The organism is Chryseobacterium electrogenes, assembly GCF_053553015.1.
The window spans coordinates 2,003,137-2,021,562 of sequence record NZ_JBNPPB010000002.1 but is presented as its reverse complement, the minus strand read 5'-3'; the positions used below and the strand labels follow the sequence as shown (position 1 = coordinate 2,021,562).

Below are 18,426 nucleotides of genomic sequence, written 5' to 3'. Positions count from 1 at the left end.
ACCTTAATTAGGTTTCGATTTTTTTTATGTTATAAAAATTAAAATTTATAGCCTTTCAAGCCTTATTATAACGATTTCATAATTAATTATTCGTTGCTTATTAATATATTAGCAACTTTAATAAAAGTTATGATTTATTCCCTAAAAGGAACTGTAGAAGAATTATCTCCAACTTATGCCGTTATTAATGTTAATGGAGTGGGATATTATGTCGGGATCAGTCTTCAAAGCTCGCAGCATTTGTCTGTTGGTAAGTCGGTTCATATTTTTACACAACATATTGTTAGAGAAGATGCTAATCTTCTTTATGGATTTATCACAAAAGATGAAAAAGAAATGTTTAATCTGTTAATAAGTGTTAACGGTGTAGGAGCTGCTTCGGCTCTAATTTTATTATCATCTCTTAGCCTTTCTGAGATTGCTAGTTCTATCTTATCTGGTAGTGGTGTTAGCCTTCAAAAAGCTAAAGGTATTGGAGCAAAAACTGCTGAAAGAATTATCGTAGACCTAAAGGATAAGGTAGATAAATACGGGATTTCTGCAGAAAATATTTCTAATAGTCTGAATAATAAAGTGAAAGAAGAATCGTTATCTGCTTTAGAGGTATTAGGTATTCCTAAAAGAACCAGTGATAAGATTGCGGATAGAATTTTAAAACAAAATCCAGATCTTTCTGTTGAAGAATTAGTGAAACAAATTTTAAAGAATATTTAACACATTAGAGAGAAGAACGTTTTTTTTGCGTTTGAAATTTTCTTCTCTCGGATGTCATTAAAAAACATATAAGTGAAGAGAGAAATTTACCTTAATAAAATATTAGTACTACTAGTATTTTTGGTAGGATGGAGTAGTGTCAATGCACAGATAACACCTACAGATAGTACATCAATACGACATAATTTTAACATCCCTAGTCCAATCAAGTATGAAGCATTTTATGATGTGAAAGATGGACTTTACTATCTGTATCCCAAATTAGGAAATACAGTAGTGGGGACGCCTATTGCTATGACTTTTGAGCAGTATCGACAATATATGCTTAAAAATCAGCTTCAGAAGTACTTTCAAGAAAAATCAGACAATCATAACCTCGGAAACAGAAAAGACAAAAGTGACATTGTCAAAAAAGGTCTTTTACCTACAGTTACCGTAAAGAATAAGATGTTCGAAAATATCTTCGGGAGTAATAAAATTGAATTAATTCCTCAGGGTTTTGCTTCATTTGATCTAGGAGTATTAATGCAGAAGATTGATAATCCAATGATTCTTCCGCAAAATCGTAGCAGTTTTGCCATTAATATCCAGCAAAGAATGCAGTTGGGATTAACTGGGAAAGTAGGAGATAATCTACAGCTTAAAGCCAATTATGATACCCAAAGTGGATTTGCCTTCGAAAACAGAATGAACCTTGTTTGGCAATCTAAAGGAACTTGGAAAGACTTACAATCCAAAGGACTTAATACAGACCCTAATAAAACTGATCCAGAAGATCGTATCATAAAGAAAGTAGAATTCGGGAATGTTAATATGCCTCTTTCTACCAGCTTGATAAGAGGGTCGGAGTCTTTATTTGGTTTAAAAACAGAGTTTCAGTTGGGTAAGACAACGGGGACTTTTGTGCTTTCTCAGCAACAAGGTGAAGCTAGAAATATTGTTGTACAAGGAGGTGGTGCAGTGTCTACCTTTAAGGTAAATGCCTATGATTATGAAGATAACCAACACTACTTTGTAGGACATTATTTTACAGGGAAATATGATGATGCTCTAATTAACTATCCATTAATTAATTCTAGAATTAATATTACAAGGATGGAAGTCTGGGTGTCTGATCAGGGCGCAGGTAACTTACAAGAACAAAAAAGTATTGTTGGGATAAGGGATCTCGGTGAGGGAGCTGCTGGTTACCCAGGCAATGCACAGAATGGAATTTATCAAGCCATAACGAAAGCTTTAGGAACTACAAGGGATGTTGCTACAGATTATACTAATAGCATTAACGGACAGCCTTTTCCTACTGGAGATGGGACTTCTAGTCCATACAATAACGGAGAAGAATTTATATACAACAGAAAAGCAAGACGTCTTAGCGCTAATGAATATAAATTCAGTCCGCAATTAGGTTACATATCTTTAAATCAAAGATTGAACGATAACCAGTTTCTAGCAGTGTCTTATTCATATACGATTACGGGATCTGATCAAGTCTATAAAGTTGGAGAATTTTCTGAAGAAAGTCCAGTGTTAGTTACCAAGCTTTTGAAATCCAATCTTAAGAATACGCCAACTTCTCCAATGTGGAAGTTGATGATGAAAAACATCTACCCGATGAATGCTAATCAAATCCAAAAACAGGATTTCTTGCTTAACGTATTCTACAGAGATCAAATTTCTGGTGGTAAACTTAATTATTTACCAATAACAACTAAGACAACAAATGTTACTAATCCTAACTTATTGAAATTATTAAACTGGGATAGGCTTAATGTTAATAATGACATTCAATCTGATAATGGTGTTCTTGGAGATGGTATTTTTGACTTTGTTCCTAATATCACAATAGAGCCAGAAAACGGTAAATTAATTTTCACAAAAGTAGAACCTTTTGGTAGCTTTATAAAGTCTCAACTTAAGGATGGCGAGGATGAGTCTAAGTATGTCTATAAAGAATTATATAATGTACAAAAAGAGACCGCCAAAGGAAGTAATCTATCTCAACGTTATGTTATAGAAGGACGTTATAAAGGTAGCCAAGGACAAGGTATTTCTCTAGGAGCTATTAACGTACCACAAGGATCGGTTAAAGTTACAGCTAATGGCGTACAGTTAGTAGAAGGTGTAGATTATACTGTAGACTATATGCTTGGTGCGGTAACGATTATTAATGAGGCTGTAAAACAATCTGGACAGGCAATTAATATTTCTCTGGAAAACCAAATGATGTTTAATACCCAAAGAAAAAGCTTCTTAGGATTAAATTTAGAAAGAAAATTCAATGACCACTTGACGCTTGGAGCAACGGTTGTTAATTATGCAGAAAGACCATTAACGCAAAAGGTTAATTATGGTCAAGAAGCTGTTAACAATACGATGGCAGGCTTCAATATTATGTATAATAATGAGTTGCCATTCTTGACGAGGTTAACAGATAAGATTCCTTTTATTAATACAGAGGCGCCTTCTAATCTTAATTTCCGTGCAGAAGCAGCTTATCTAATGCCGGGACAAAATAACAGTACCAACAATCAATCTTATATTGATGATTTCGAACAAACTACTTCTAAAATTTCTCTAAAAGAACCAGGTCTTTGGAGCATTGCTTCTAAGCCAGAAAAAAGTGGTACACAATTCGGTAGTTTTGCAGATAATGATTTAAAATCAGGATATCTCAGAGGTCTAACGTCTTGGTATAATATTGATCCAAGATTTTATGGTGTTGGAGGTAAAGCTCCTAATGGTATTAATCCTCAAGTTATTTCTAATCACAGATCGAGAAGAGTGCATATGTCTGAACTTTTTAACGAAAGAGATTTTGTTGCAGGAGAGCAGACTTTGCTTAATACCTTTGATGTGACTTTCTATCCTAACTTAAGAGGACCTTATAATGTTAATAGTTTGGAAGAAAATCCAGAGCAACGTTGGGGTGGATTAATGCGACCTATTAATGTCTCTAATTTTATTAATTCTAACATCGAGTATGTAGAATTCTGGATGATGGATCCTTATGCAGATGGTAATAACTTAGGCCCAAATCCTAAATTATTACTTCAATTAGGTAACGTTTCTGAAGATGTTCTTAAAGATGGTAAACTTAATTATGAAAACGGAATGCCAACTGCATCTACACCATCTCAAACGACGACATCTAATTGGGGAGATCAACCAAAGCAATTCCCGATTTTGTATGCATTTTCTACAGAAGGAGAAGAGAGAGCGCAACAAGATTTAGGTTATGATGGACTTAATGACGAATTTGAAGCAGCGAAGTATAACGTTAACTTTATCAATCCAATTACTAATGAGCTAGATCCAGCGTCTGATAACTTCTTGTTTTATATGTCAGACAAATTCCAGGGAGAGTTGGCGTCTTCACTAGTTGATCGTTATAGATACTTCCGTAATCCACAAGGTAACTCTAATGCTAATAGCTTACAAGTTGCATCACAAACACCAGATGCAGAAGATATCAATAGAGATTATAACTTAGATACAAGTGAAGATTATAATCAATATACAATTGACTTGGCTAAAGACAAAATGGTATTGAACGGAACTAACAAAATTGTTGATATCAAAGAAGTTAACGTAAAGTTCGAAAATGGACAAAACTCAAAAGTAAAATGGTATCTTTTCCGTGTGCCAGTGTCTCAATATGATATTGGTGCAGGAGTAGGTAATGCAGATCCTACAATCCTTAATAATGTGAGATTTGCCAGAATGATTGTTAATGGTTTTAATCAGACTTCGACTTTAAGATTTGGATCATTAGATTTAGTAAGATCAGATTGGAGAAAATATACTAATAAATTGGCAGCTGGTGATGTTACTGCTCCTGATGAAGGCCAGGCAAGTATTGATACTTCTGTAGGTTTTGATGTCGGAAGTGTAAACTTAGAAGAAAATGCACTGGGGAAACCACCATATGTTATTCCTCCAGGGATAGACAGACAGATCTTAAGTGGTAATGCAGGCGCACAAAGACAAAATGAATCTTCACTTTACATGAAGGTGACTAAACTAGAAGACAAAGCTAGAGGTGTTTTCAAAAATACCAACTTGGATATGCGTCGTTACAAGAAACTTGAGTTATTTGTACATGCAGAAAACCTGAAAAACACGATCGACAAAGAAGTTGATGAAAATTCCAAATTCTTTATTCGTTTTGGGACTGATGCTACAGATAACTACTATGAATATGAAGCTTCTTTAAAATATACAGCGCAGAATGCTATCTCGCCATTAGATATTTGGCCAACAGAAAATCAGGTTAACTTGGCAATTCAAGAGTTTGTTAATGCAAAGCAAGCGCGTGATGAGGCAGAAAGAGCTGGCGGAAATAATAATTTGTTCAATACCCGTTATTCTTATACGGAATATAATTCTCAAGATCCTAACAAGCAGATTTATATTAAAGGACGCCCGAGCCTAGGTAACGTAACAACCATTATGCTTGGTGTCCGTGGTAAGAATAAAGATCCTAGAGATATAGTACTTTGGGTTAATGAGATTAGATTATCAGAGATAGAAAACAAAGGCGGTTATGCAGGTAATGCGAGTCTTAACTTTAATCTTGCAGATTTTGCTTTGGTTAATGCTAATGTTTCTCACTCGTCAGTTGGTTTTGGGGCAATAGACCAGAAGCCAGCAGAGCGTGCGCAGTCTGCTCACACAGCATTTAGTATTAATACGACGGTTAACGTGGATAAGTTTATTCCAGAAAAAATAGGATTAAAAATCCCGCTTAACTATTCTTATTCTCAGACCATGGAAGATCCTAAGTATAATCCATTAGATAATGATATTCAGCTAAAAGGAGCACCTAATGAATCTGAACTGAAAAAAGTAGTAAGTACCTTTACACAACAGCGTAGTATTGGAGTGGTTAACATGCGTAAAGACCGTATGAACCCTAATAAAAAACCGAAATTTTATGATGTAGAAAACTTATCATTAACAACAGTTTATAATGATGATTATTTCCGTGATATCTATACAAAACGTAATTACAGACAATATCTTAAAGGATCGTTGGAGTACAACTTTACCTTTAAGCCATATGTTTTAAGACCGTTTAATAAAATGATTAGCGACACTGCAAAATCATATAAATATTTGAAATGGGTAAAAGAAGTTAACTTTAACCCGATACCAACGAGATTATCATTCAGAACTATTTTGGATCGTAATTATAACGAGTTAGAATTTAGAAATGTAGAAGCAATTCTTAGTGGTAACTCTAATAATAACTTTGATGTTCTTAGAAATAGGATGTTCTATTTCGGGTGGCAATATAGCTTAGGATTTAATTTTACTAAGTCTTTAAAGATGGAAATTAACTCGGAGACGAGAACGCTTAATGATAATCTTAACGTTAATGATATGTCAACATCAAGCATTTTTGGCAATCCTTTCCGTGCGGGACGTCCTGTGCAATATAATCATAGAGTTCAGCTTAATTATAGATTACCTTTTGAGAATTTACCTTACTTAGATTTTATCAATGCTGAGGTGGGTTACGGTTTCCAGTATAATTGGAATGCTAGATCAACAGCTTTGAGAAGTTTTGTAGATCCGGAAAACCCTAATGTTGTACATGATCTGGGTAATATAGGACAAAATACCAATACAATTGTTGCTACTTCTACTGTAGATATACCTAAGTTTTTTGGTAAGTTTAAATATTTCCAGACTATAAATGACAAGATGCAAAAACGTAGACAAGAAATTGACTCTCTTAATAATGCTTATAGTCAAAATTTCTTGAAGAAGAATAGAAAGTCTGCTTTCAAATCTTATAAATTTAAAAATAAGTTAAATCCAATCCAGGCGGTGGCTTATGCCTTAACTTCCTTTAAGCAATTGGATATTAATTATAATGAAAATAATGGTATTGTATTACCAGGATTATTGTCTGCACCTAACTTCTATGGTATAGGCCAGACTTTAGGAGGTCCTACAACAGGATTCTTGTTAGGCTCACAAGCTGATATTAGAAGAATAGCCTTAGAGAATGGTTGGCTATCTAACTCTTATCTGATGACAGACCCTTACATGGAAACTAACACAAGAAGTCTTACTGCTAACTTGCAAGTGATGCCAGTTAATGATCTAAGAATTGATTTTAAGGTATTACAAAACTATAATCGTAATTATATGCAGACAGGGTTTAATATTAATCCAGATCCTAAGTTTTCTTTCGGATCAGAGTTAGTCACTTACTCTACGACATCTTGGACTATGGGGACTTCTTTTAAAGATGGATCATACTTATACAATACGATTAAGGATAACGCAAAAATTATATCTCAACAATCCTTGTCAAGAGAGGTCGGACCAGATCAGTTTGATACAGAAGGTTATAAAGTAGGATACAGTAAGTCTAATGCCTATGTATTGATACCAGCCTTTAAAGCTGCGATAGAAGGAAAATCACCAAAGCAATTAGGAGATCCTAAAAAAGCAGGTTTCCCTTTACCAAATTGGAACATCACTTACTCTGGACTGAAAAATATCCCTATTGTTAACAGTCAGTTTTCTAAGTTTGATGTCTTGCACTCGTACGCATCTACTTATACAATGACGGGTATGCAGTCTAATGTAGATTATTTTGCAAGCAATGATAATTCTAGAAAAGATGTTAATGGCAATTATATTAACCCTTACACTTTTACACAAGTTGGTTATGTAGAGTCATATGCACCATTGTTAGGTGTAGATGTAACAATGCGTAATAATATGCAGTTCAGAGTTCAATATAATAGAGATCGTACCTTTATGTTAGGATTAGTTAACCATACTTTAACAGAAGATTCTGGTAATGAGTATGTCATTGGATACGGTTATATTCTTAAGGATCTTAAGCTGAGAATTAACTTTAAAGGAAAACCGAGAGATATAAAGAGTGATCTTAATATCCGTGCAGATCTAGCCATTAGAGATAATCGTACAAGAATTACCAATATCTTGGTGGATGATTCTCAGGTAACAGGTGGACAAAGATTAATGACGGTTAAATTCTCTGCGGATTATAACATGTCACAGAATTTTAACTTAAAATTCTTCTACGATCAGATGATGACTAAGTATAAGATTTCTACCGCCTTCCCGTTGTCAACGGTAAGAGCTGGTATAACGGCAACCTTTACATTTGGAGGAGCTGGTGGATCAGGATTCTAGATCTCAATTGATATACATAAAAAAGGACTCTTGATAATTCAAGAGTCCTTTCTGTTTAATTTGACGAAGTTAAAATGGTCTATGATTAGTTTTTGTTTTTTTTCATCACTTGTGTTATTCTTGAGTTCAAATTTCAAGTTTTTAGATCATTTTAGAAATACCTATTTCTCGGTATATTTTGTACGCTACTATAGATTAATTCCAAATCATCAGAAACTCATCTTTATTATTGGAGCATAAAGAAAATTCTGTTAAATTTGCTTCTATCTAAAATAAGAAAATGAATACACCATCAGAATTAAAGTACACCAAAGATCACGAGTGGATTAAGATCGAAGATAACGTTGCAACAATAGGTATTACAGACTTTGCACAAAGCGAGTTGGGCGATATCGTTTTTGTAGATGTAGATACTGTAGATGATGCTTTAGCATCTGGAGACGTTTTCGGTAGCGTAGAAGCAGTAAAAACTGTATCAGATCTTTTCTTGCCAGTAGCAGGTACTGTTATTGAGTTTAATGCGGCTCTAGAAGATCAACCAGAACTTCTTAACTCAGATCCATATGGAGAAGGTTGGATCATAAAATTGCAATTAGAAGAAGGTACAGATGTTTCTGTTTTACTTTCTGCTCAAGAATATCAAGAAAGTCTTGGATAGATATTCGCCAACTTTTCGTAAGATTATATTGCCCATTTATTGGGCATTTCTTACTTATATGCTCTTACGTCCAGGTGTAGAGAATCAAGAATATTCCTTTATGTTTCCAGGTATAGACAAGGTTTTACATTTTGGGATCTTTGGAGCGCTAGGTTTTTTTATTTGTATAAGTTTTCCTAAAATACGCTATGTCTTGTACCTCCAATTAATGTTAGCTTATGCTTTGTTAACAGAGATTTTGCAAGAAACAATGGGCTTTGGACGCTCATTAGAAATTTTAGATGTTGTAGCGGATATGGCGGGAGCAGTTTTAGCTTACTATATATATAGATACATCGATAAGGTATTTTTTCAAAATTGATACTTCTCGGGATATAACCAATTCTCATAATATTGTCGAGTATTTCCATTCCTCAAATTATATCTGCTCATTATCACATTTGCTCATCACCATATTGTCAAATCATCGCATCAATTTTGGCAATACCCTTGCCTTGGCGCAAGCCTTTGCTATAGGGTCGGGCTGTCCGCTGTATCTTTTACTTTTGTCACTCAGGTGTCTCCGCTTCGCTGCGCCGCCTCATTCCACAAGAAAAAGGATGTCGCTTCCATCCCTATTGCGAGCAAAGAGGGCAACTAGAAGCTTACTTTCATTATTTAAAATCGAATCCTTCCCGTTAAAAAAGATGCGCCTGACTAATTAGATAGGTTTATTTTATATAGCCTCTCGCTGTATTGTATCATCGTTGCATTTTCCAATCTTCGAATCCCATATCCATGTCTGAAGACTAAGATTAAAAAAATAGCATTGAATTTCAGTGTGTTTAAGGATGCGTTAATAAATAGTTCACAATAAGTTTGCGGGAGATATGTAAAGGGCTTACCTTTGCAGTCGCAATTAGAGATAAGAGCGGCGCAGAAGACAGTAAAGATGACATAAACTATAAAGATTCTCAAAAAATAAATACAAATTTTATTTGCGAGTATTGATAAAAAGTTTTACTTTTGCAAACGCAAATCGAGATAGATTAGCAAGCGTAGGAGTAGAGTATAAGATGTGTGATGATGATTATTATGGCTAAGAAAAATAGTAATAATAAGAGTTGTGTATATCGGAAAAAGTTTTTACTTTTGCACTCGCAAATCAGGGACGACTGACAGAGAAGATTCCTGATAGAAAAGCGAGAAGAATATAGATCATTGAAATAACATATAACAACCAAGTAAGGAAAAAAAACCAAAGCGTCAATTTTAGGATTGAGTAGAGTTTAAGGACAAACCAACATACAATGGAGAGTTTGATCCTGGCTCAGGATGAACGCTAGCGGGAGGCCTAACACATGCAAGCCGAGCGGTAGATGTCCTTCGGGACATTGAGAGCGGCGCACGGGTGCGTAACACGTGTGCAACCTACCTTTATCAGGGGGATAGCCCGAAGAAATTCGGATTAATACTCCATAATATGAGTCAAGGCATCTTGATTTATTGAAAACTCCGGTGGATAAAGATGGGCACGCGCAAGATTAGATAGTTGGTGAGGTAACGGCTCACCAAGTCTACGATCTTTAGGGGGCCTGAGAGGGTGATCCCCCACACTGGTACTGAGACACGGACCAGACTCCTACCTGGAGGCAGCAGTGAGGAATATTGGACAATGGGTGAGAGCCTGATCCAGCCATCCCGCGTGAAGGACGACGGTTCTATGGATTGTAAACTTCTTTTATATAGGGATAAACCTACTTACGTGTAAGTAGCTGAAGGTACTATATGAATAAGCACCGGCTAACTCCGTGCCAGCAGCCGCGGTAATACGGAGGGTGCAAGCGTTATCCGGATTTATTGGGTTTAAAGGGTCCGTAGGCGGGCTTGTAAGTCAGTGGTGAAATCCGGCAGCTTAACTGTCGAACTGCCATTGATACTGCAAGTCTTGAGTAAAGTAGAAGTGGCTGGAATAAGTAGTGTAGCGGTGAAATGCATAGATATTACTTAGAACACCAATTGCGAAGGCAGGTCACTATGTTTTAACTGACGCTGATGGACGAAAGCGTGGGGAGCGAACAGGATTAGATACCCTGGTAGTCCACGCCGTAAACGATGCTAACTCGTTTTTGGGATTTAGGTTTCAGAGACTAAGCGAAAGTGATAAGTTAGCCACCTGGGGAGTACGTTCGCAAGAATGAAACTCAAAGGAATTGACGGTGGCCGCACAAGCGGTGGAGCATGTGGTTTAATTCGATGATACGCGAGGTAACCTTACCAAGGCTTAAATGGGAATTGACAGGTTTAGAAATAGACTTTTCTTCGGACAATTTTCAAGGTGCTGCATGGTTGTCGTCAGCTCGTGCCGTGAGGTGTTAGGTTAAGTCCTGCAACGAGCGCAACCCCTGTCACTAGTTGCTAACATTAAGTTGAGGACTCTAGTGAGACTGCCTACGCAAGTAGAGAGGAAGGTGGGGATGACGTCAAATCATCACGGCCCTTACGCCTTGGGCCACACACGTGCTACAATGGACGGTACAGAGGGACGCTACCAGGCGACTGGATGCAAATCTCGAAAGCCGTTCTCAGTTCGGATTGGAGTCTGCAACTCGACTCTATGAAGCTGGAATCGCTAGTAATCGCGCATCAGCCATGGCGCGGTGAATACGTTCCCGGGCCTTGTACACACCGCCCGTCAAGCCATGGAAGTCTGGGGTACCTGAAGTCGGTGACCGTAACAGGAGCTGCCTAGGGTAAAACAGGTAACTAGGGCTAAGTCGTAACAAGGTAGCCGTACCGGAAGGTGCGGCTGGAACATCTCATTTTAGAGCGTCTTTAAGACGAAAAACGTACAAGTCATTAAATTGACAACAACTCCTTAGACAAAACTACAAGTTTTGGTTTTTTTACTCGGTTGGATATATAAAAAAGATAAACCCACTAGAAATTAGTATAGGGAAGAGATTTGGAAAAAGAAGTTAGGAATTAGAAGTTAGAAATTAGTCTAACCTTTATTATCTAAAATCTAACATCTAAAACGAAGTCTCGTAGCTCAGCTGGTTAGAGCGCTACACTGATAATGTAGAGGTCGGCAGTTCGAGCCTGCCCGAGACTACTAATTGGAATAGAGGTTAGAGGTCAGAATTTAGAAGTTAGATATATGCGTGAGCAAAAGTCTAAGATCTAAATCTAGTATCTAACATCTTAACTAGAGGGGGAATTAGCTCAGCTGGCTAGAGCGCCTGCCTTGCACGCAGGAGGTCAAGGGTTCGACTCCCTTATTCTCCACAGTTTTAGGAGTTTGATTTAAAAGTTACGATTGGAGCCAAAAACAACAATTGTTCATCAGACAAATAAGAAGAAAACAAAGATCATTGACATTAACGGTAAAGACATCACAAAGAGAAAACCGAGCGCAAACAAGCGCTTGAGTAACCAATAGGAAAGAAATCGTTAAGGGCGTATGGCGGATGCCTAGGCTTTCAGAGGCGAAGAAGGACGTGGTAAGCTGCGAAAAGCTGCGGGGATCGGCACACACGAATTGATCCGCAGATGTCCGAATGGGGCAACCCGTCTGGTTGAAGACCAGTCATCTTGATGTTTACATTGAGAAGCAAACCCGGAGAACTGAAACATCTAAGTACCCGGAGGAAAAGAAATCGAAGAGATTCCGTAAGTAGTGGCGAGCGAACGCGGATTAGCCCAAAAGTCTTTATATATTTAGAAGAATGTTCTGGAAAGAACAGCCGTAGACGGTGATAGCCCGGTATTCGAAAGGTATATTTAGATGATAAATGAGTATGGCGGGACACGTGAAATCCTGTCTGAATATGGGGGGACGATCCTCCAAGGCTAAATACTCCTGAAAGACCGATAGTGAACAAGTACTGTGAAGGAAAGGTGAAAAGCACTTCGAATAGAAGGGTGAAATAGAACCTGAAACCGTACGCCTACAAGCGGTCGGAGCTCACAAGTTGAGTGACGGCGTGCCTTTTGCATAATGAGCCTACGAGTTAATGTTACTAGCGAGGTTAAGGACTTCAGGTCCGGAGCCGGAGCGAAAGCGAGTCTGAATAGGGCGCTTAGTTAGTAGTATTAGACGCGAAACCTTGTGATCTACCCATGGGCAGGTTGAAGCTTTGGTAACACAAAGTGGAGGACCGAACCGGTTGACGTTGAAAAGTCTTCGGATGACTTGTGGGTAGGGGTGAAAGGCCAATCAAACTGGGAGATAGCTCGTACTCTCCGAAATGCATTTAGGTGCAGCGTCGTATATAAGTTTATTAGAGGTAGAGCTACTGATTGGATGCGGGGGAGTCAAATCCTACCAATTCCTGACAAACTCCGAATGCTAATAAATGTTCTACGGCAGTGAGGGCATGGGTGCTAAGGTCCATGTCCGAGAGGGAAAGAACCCAGACCAACAGCTAAGGTCCCAAATATATGTTAAGTTGAAATAACGCGGTTGGACTGCATTGACAGCTAGGATGTTGGCTTGGAAGCAGCCATTCATTTAAAGAGTGCGTAACAGCTCACTAGTCGAGCGGTCCGGCATGGATAATAATCGGGCATAAACATATTACCGAAGCTATGGATTTATACCTTAGGGGTATATCTGGTAGGAGAGCATTCTATTTGCGCCGAAGCAGTATCGTGAGGTATTGTGGAGCGGATAGAAAAGAAAATGTAGGCATAAGTAACGATAAAGGGGGCGAGAAACCCCCTCACCGAAAGACTAAGGTTTCCTCAGCCATGCTAATCAGCTGAGGGTTAGTCTGGACCTAACGCGAACCCGAACGTGGAAGTGGATGGACAATGGGTTAATATTCCCATACTTGCTCACACTAAAAAGGGGACGGAGTGCCGTACTTACTGGAGACTGACGGAATAGTCAAGACCTAGCCTTCGGGCGAAGTTGTTGTAAGGAAAGCGCTTCCAAGAAAAGCCGAAGTGAAGCAACCCGTACCAAAACCGACACAGGTAGTCGAGGAGAGAATCCTAAGGTGCTCGAGTGAGTCGTGGCTAAGGAACTAGGCAAAATAGTCTCGTAACTTCGGAAGAAGAGACGCCAACAGCAATGTTGGCCGCAGTGAAGAGGCCCAGGCGACTGTTTATCAAAAACACAGGACTCTGCTAAATCGAAAGATGCTGTATAGGGTCTGACACCTGCCCGGTGCTGGAAGGTTAAGGAAGGGCGTTAGCGTAAGCGAAGCGTTTGACTGAAGCCCCAGTAAACGGCGGCCGTAACTATAACGGTCCTAAGGTAGCGAAATTCCTTGTCGGGTAAGTTCCGACCTGCACGAATGGTGTAACGATCTGGGCACTGTCTCAGCCACGAGCTCGGTGAAATTGTAGTATCGGTGAAGATGCCGATTACCCGCAATGGGACGAAAAGACCCTGTGAACCTTTACTATAACTTCGTATTGACTTTGAGTAAGTAATGTGTAGGATAGGTGGGAGACTTTGAAGCAGGCACGCTAGTGTTTGTGGAGTCAACGTTGAAATACCACCCTTTACTTACTTGGAGCCTAACTTCTTTTAGAAGGACATTGCGTGGTGGGTAGTTTGACTGGGGTGGTCGCCTCCAAAAGAGTAACGGAGGCTTTCAAAGGTACCCTCAGCACGCTTGGTAACCGTGCGTAGAGTGTAATGGCATAAGGGTGCTTGACTGTGAGACCAACAAGTCGATCAGGTGCGAAAGCAGGACATAGTGATCCGGTGGTTCCGTATGGAAGGGCCATCGCTCATAGGATAAAAGGTACTCCGGGGATAACAGGCTAGTCTCCCCCAAGAGCTCACATCGACGGGGAGGTTCGGCACCTCGATGTCGGCTCGTCACATCCTGGGGCTGGAGAAGGTCCAAGGGTTGGGCTGTTCGCCCATTAAAGTGGCACGCGAGCTGGGTTCAGAACGTCGTGAGACAGTTCGGTCTCTATCTATTGCGGGCGTTAGAAGTTTGAGCGGACTTGACTCTAGTACGAGAGGACCGTGTTGAACAAACCTCTGGTGTATCAGTTGTACCGCCAGGTGCACCGCTGAGTAGCTACGTTTGGAAGAGATAAGCACTGAAAGCATATAAGTGCGAAACTCGCCGCAAGATTAGACTTCTTTTAAGGGTCGTGGGAGATGACCACGTTGATAGGCTATAGGTGTAAAGGCAGTAATGTCATAGCCAAGTAGTACTAATTACCCGTAGATTTATAGCCTATTGTAAAGCGCAAGTTTGCGCGCCAAAGGTTTTGTCTTTGTGAACGTTTTTATCGATAAACATAGTTTTTAGTGTATTGTTTTTAGTATGAATGCTAAATAGCCAACACTAAATACCCAAAACTAAAATATACCTTATTTAGGGTGGTTTTAGCAGAGGGGCTCACCTGTTCCCATTCCGAACACAGAAGTTAAGCCCTCTAGCGCCGATGGTACTGCTAACGCGGGAGAGTAGGTCGCCGCCAGTTTTTTTTAAAGCTCAATCATTTAGTTGATTGAGCTTTTTTTTGGTCTATACTTTTGAAAAAAGACGAAAGATATTAAACTTTAGAAGTTAGATATTAGAAATGTGATGAAAAGACATGAGAAACGAAATGGCATATCACCGTATCTCGACATCCTCGAATTGTCGCATCGTCCTCGCGCTAGGGATAGAAGCGGTTATCCTTTTTCTTTTGGCTTCTGGTGATTATTGTAATAGATTTTGAGGTGATGAAGTTCTAAACAACGAAATATAGACACTGAAATAAGAAAAAGATAGTAGCGGATAGCCCGGTGACATAGCCTAAGCCTGGACCTAAGCAAGGAAGGATAGGGCAAGCGCCATAGAAAAGATTGGAATGTAATTATTGTAGAGTTGTATATTATTTAGTACTAAATAATAAGAGAGGTTATTATTTTTCCATTTTAGATTGGATTAATAAAAGAACAATTACATGCTCCTCAGTAGGGTATATTAGTAATAATTATCTGTTGCATATTTTATTTTAAGAAAATTTTATCATTTGTTTTATTTTTGGTAAGAGTTTTATTATTACTTTTGATAGAATATAAAATATTATTTTACTATGAAAAAAACACTTAAAATGACAGCATTAGCCTTAATGGTATCTTTTGCTGCAGTTTCTTGTAAGAAAAAAGTTTCCGATGCAGATTTGACGACCAAAGCAACAACTGTAGTAGTAGCGTATCCTGGTGTATCGGTTGAAGTTAAAGATGGACAAGCTCACTTAAGCGGTAGTTTTGCAACACCAGCTGAAAAAGAAGCAGCAATTGCTGATCTTAAAAAAGTTGAAGGTATTAAAGATGTACATGATATGGCAACTATTGCAGCACCTCCTGCTCCGGTAGAAGTTAATGTTGTAGATCCTGCAATTTTACAAAAAGTTAATGATGCCGTTAAGGATATCAAAACTGTTAAAGCTGAAAATGTTAATGGTGTCCTTACTTTGACAGGAACTGCTTCTTCTGCTGATGCTAGAAAAGTAAAAGAGTCTGTAGATGCTCTTAAAATCGGTAAATATGATAATAAAATTGTAGTTAAATAAAAGATTATGAGTTTACAAGAGAAATATGCAAACGTTGTATCTGCGGCTCAGTCTGCAGGTATTTCAGGTCTTAGCGTTCAGGAGCAAGACGGTATTTTATATATTACTGGATCTGCAAGTAATAGTGCGGCAAAAGATACAGTATGGAATGCCTTAGGAACAATTGATCCTAATTATACTGCTACAGATATTAATATAGATGTGCAAGTTTCTGGCTTGTCAGCTGGAGCAAGTTTGACTGTTGCTACAGATGAGTCTAATCTTAACATAAGACAGAATCCATCTACTGATGCGAGTGTACTAGGTAAAGCTGCAAAAGGCTCCACAGTGACATTAGTAGAACAAAGTTCTGACGAATGGTGGAAAGTAAAGACAGCTGATGGCGTAGAAGGATATGCCTATGCAAGATATCTTAAAGCCTAAAATATATTAATTACAATATATAATAATAACCTCTGATTATTTTCAGAGGTTTTTTTGTTTAAGGTGAAGTCATTAACAGAAGTGATTTAGTTCATTATCTAAATTTTAATACTTCCTTTAATAAAATCTGCTCTATGTTATTAGGATAATCGATTGTTAAATCTTCTTTTTTATGAATCCATTCTTTTAATAATTCGGGATTAAGTTCTGTAGAAGTCGATATGCCAATTTCTTTTAGTGCTAAGGCATTGCAAAGTTGTTCATATTGATTATGAATAGGGATAACAAATAACTTTTTGTTAAGATACAGAGCTTCTGCTGGTGCTTCGAAGCCTGCGTTACATAAGATACCTTTGCAGTTAGAAAATTGTGTTAGAAAATTTTTTTGATCTATGGGGAATATTTCAACATTATTGATTTTGCGATAATAAGTGGCATAGCGTGAAAATATTTTCCAGGAAACATCTACTTTTGATAATGTTTTGATTAAAATATCGTCCGAAAAACTAGGAAGGTAAACCAAGAAGAAGTTGTCTTGCTTAGGCTCTAATTCTCGGATATTTTTTCTAATTACTGGTGTTTTTATATCAGGATGATAAGATTGAAAATGAAACCCAATTTTGTTTTTGCACGGGGCGTAATATTTCAATATTTTTTCTCCGAGCCAATTTTTAGACGGAGGTTTTGGTACGCCATCAAAAGATAAGGCTGCTTGATGGCTTAATGCCAAGATGGGTAAGTTTTTCAATTTTGCTGCCCAAGCTGTTAAAGGCTCAAAATCATTAATGATGAGATCGTAACCTTTTAGATCTAGTGATTGTATAACTTTAATGGCTTTGCAATAATTATTTTCTAGCAAGGTTTTTTTATAAGACAATCCGCCATGGCTATTGTACAATAAAGATAGTCCACTAAATTGATAATCTATTTCTAATGATGGTTTTAGTTGGCTTTGATGTCCACTGATGAGAACATCTACCAAAGCATGTTTTTTCAGGATGGGGATTATCTCTTGAGCTCTTGCGATATGTCCATTTCCTGTCCCTTGTATGGCGTATAACAGTTTCATGTTAAGTGAGTTTTGAACTGTATAATGTCTTCAATATTAAGAAGTGGGAAGTCGTCTTCTTTATCATCTACGGTAGTTATTTTATCTTTTATATCCTCATAAAGAACGATATTCCATTCGCCATTTTGGTACTCCAAAGCGCTTAGGTTTTCTATCCAATCACCAGAATTTAGGTAGATACATTCTCCTTTTTTATTTTTAACGAGTCTTTTTTGAGGTTGATGGATATGGCCACATATGACATAATCATAATGATTTTCTATTGCTAATTCTGATGCGGTTATTTCAAAATCTCCTATGTATTTTACAGCTTTTTTGACATTATTTTTAATTTTTTTAGAAAGAGAATATTTTTCTTTTCCCATTTTCAACAAAAACCAGTTCAGTACATTATTAATTTGGATAAGTAGGTCATAACCTTTTCCTCCTAATTTTGCAATCCATTTAGAATGTTGGACAGAAGCATCAAAAACATCACCATGAAAAATCCATACTTTTTTACCATCAAGGTCAAAGGTCGCTTTGTTGCATAACTTTAATTTGCCTAACTCTAGATCTGCAAATTTTCGGAAACTCTCATCATGATTTCCTGTAATGTAGTAGACTTCTGTACCTTTTGTTGCAAAGCTTATCAGTTTTTTGATTACTTTAAGATGTGCTTTCGGAAAATATGATTTCTTAAATTGCCAGATATCAATAATGTCACCATTTAGTATTAATATCTTTGGCTGAATGGATTGCAGATAGCGCAACAATTCTTTGGCTTTGCAACCATAAGTTCCTAGATGAACGTCAGAAATTACTACGATTTCCGGATGTCGCTGCATAATCTTTTATTTATACAAAAAAAGTGTTTTAATTTGAACTG

Annotated in this window: 8 protein-coding genes, 2 tRNA genes and 3 rRNA genes; 11 read left to right on the top strand and 2 right to left on the bottom strand. The window is 37.8% G+C overall.

Annotation, left to right across the window (positions count from 1 at the left end):
- Positions 1–129: 129 nt before the first annotated feature.
- The 11 genes from ruvA (at position 130) to ACQQ6V_RS09195 (ending at position 16,489) form a co-directional block, all read left to right on the top strand.
- Positions 130–714, top strand: coding sequence for a Holliday junction branch migration protein RuvA (gene ruvA / locus ACQQ6V_RS09245; RefSeq protein WP_448845232.1), 585 nt, complete (start codon positions 130–132; stop codon positions 712–714).
- A gap of 72 nt (positions 715–786) precedes the next feature.
- Positions 787–7,893: a T9SS outer membrane translocon Sov/SprA gene (gene sov / locus ACQQ6V_RS09240; protein ID WP_448845231.1), complete on the top strand. Its 7,107-nt coding sequence runs from the start codon at positions 787–789 to the stop codon at positions 7,891–7,893.
- Positions 7,894–8,173: 280 nt separating this feature from the next.
- Complete coding sequence (gene gcvH / locus ACQQ6V_RS09235) at positions 8,174–8,551, top strand: glycine cleavage system protein GcvH (protein ID WP_448845230.1); 378 nt, start codon at positions 8,174–8,176, stop codon at positions 8,549–8,551.
- A complete protein-coding gene (locus ACQQ6V_RS09230; protein WP_448845229.1) occupies positions 8,502–8,912 on the top strand; it encodes a VanZ family protein in 411 nt (136 codons plus the stop codon). The genes gcvH and ACQQ6V_RS09230 overlap by 50 nt, the downstream gene beginning before the upstream one ends.
- A 925-nt stretch (positions 8,913–9,837) precedes the next feature.
- Positions 9,838–11,355, top strand: a 16S ribosomal RNA gene (locus ACQQ6V_RS09225).
- A 216-nt stretch (positions 11,356–11,571) separates the two neighbouring features.
- Positions 11,572–11,645: transfer RNA gene (locus ACQQ6V_RS09220), tRNA-Ile, on the top strand.
- A 99-nt stretch (positions 11,646–11,744) separates the two neighbouring features.
- Positions 11,745–11,818, top strand: a tRNA-Ala gene (locus tag ACQQ6V_RS09215).
- A 155-nt stretch (positions 11,819–11,973) separates the two neighbouring features.
- Positions 11,974–14,737: ribosomal RNA gene (locus tag ACQQ6V_RS09210) — 23S ribosomal RNA — on the top strand.
- A gap of 141 nt (positions 14,738–14,878) precedes the next feature.
- Positions 14,879–14,986: ribosomal RNA gene (gene rrf / locus ACQQ6V_RS09205) — 5S ribosomal RNA — on the top strand.
- Together the 16S, 23S and 5S rRNA genes with 2 tRNA genes alongside form the textbook arrangement of a ribosomal RNA operon.
- A 600-nt stretch (positions 14,987–15,586) precedes the next feature.
- Positions 15,587–16,066 carry a BON domain-containing protein gene (locus ACQQ6V_RS09200; RefSeq protein ID WP_448845228.1) on the top strand — a complete coding sequence of 160 codons (480 nt, stop codon included), beginning with the start codon at positions 15,587–15,589 and terminating at the stop codon, positions 16,064–16,066.
- A 6-nt stretch (positions 16,067–16,072) separates the two neighbouring features.
- Entirely contained in the window at positions 16,073–16,489 is a 417-nt protein-coding gene (locus tag ACQQ6V_RS09195; protein ID WP_448845227.1) for an SH3 domain-containing protein, read from the top strand.
- A gap of 94 nt (positions 16,490–16,583) precedes the next feature.
- Here the strand turns inward: ACQQ6V_RS09195 and ACQQ6V_RS09190 are convergent, their stop codons facing one another.
- Together ACQQ6V_RS09190 and ACQQ6V_RS09185 are read right to left on the bottom strand one after the other, a co-directional pair.
- Positions 16,584–17,558, bottom strand: a complete 975-nt coding sequence (locus tag ACQQ6V_RS09190; protein WP_448845226.1) for a glycosyltransferase family protein — start codon at positions 17,556–17,558, stop codon at positions 16,584–16,586.
- On the bottom strand, positions 17,555–18,385 hold the full coding sequence (locus ACQQ6V_RS09185) for a UDP-2,3-diacylglucosamine diphosphatase (protein WP_448845225.1): 831 nt from the start codon (positions 18,383–18,385) through the stop codon (positions 17,555–17,557). The genes ACQQ6V_RS09190 and ACQQ6V_RS09185 overlap by 4 nt, the downstream gene beginning before the upstream one ends.
- Positions 18,386–18,426 lie beyond the last annotated feature (41 nt).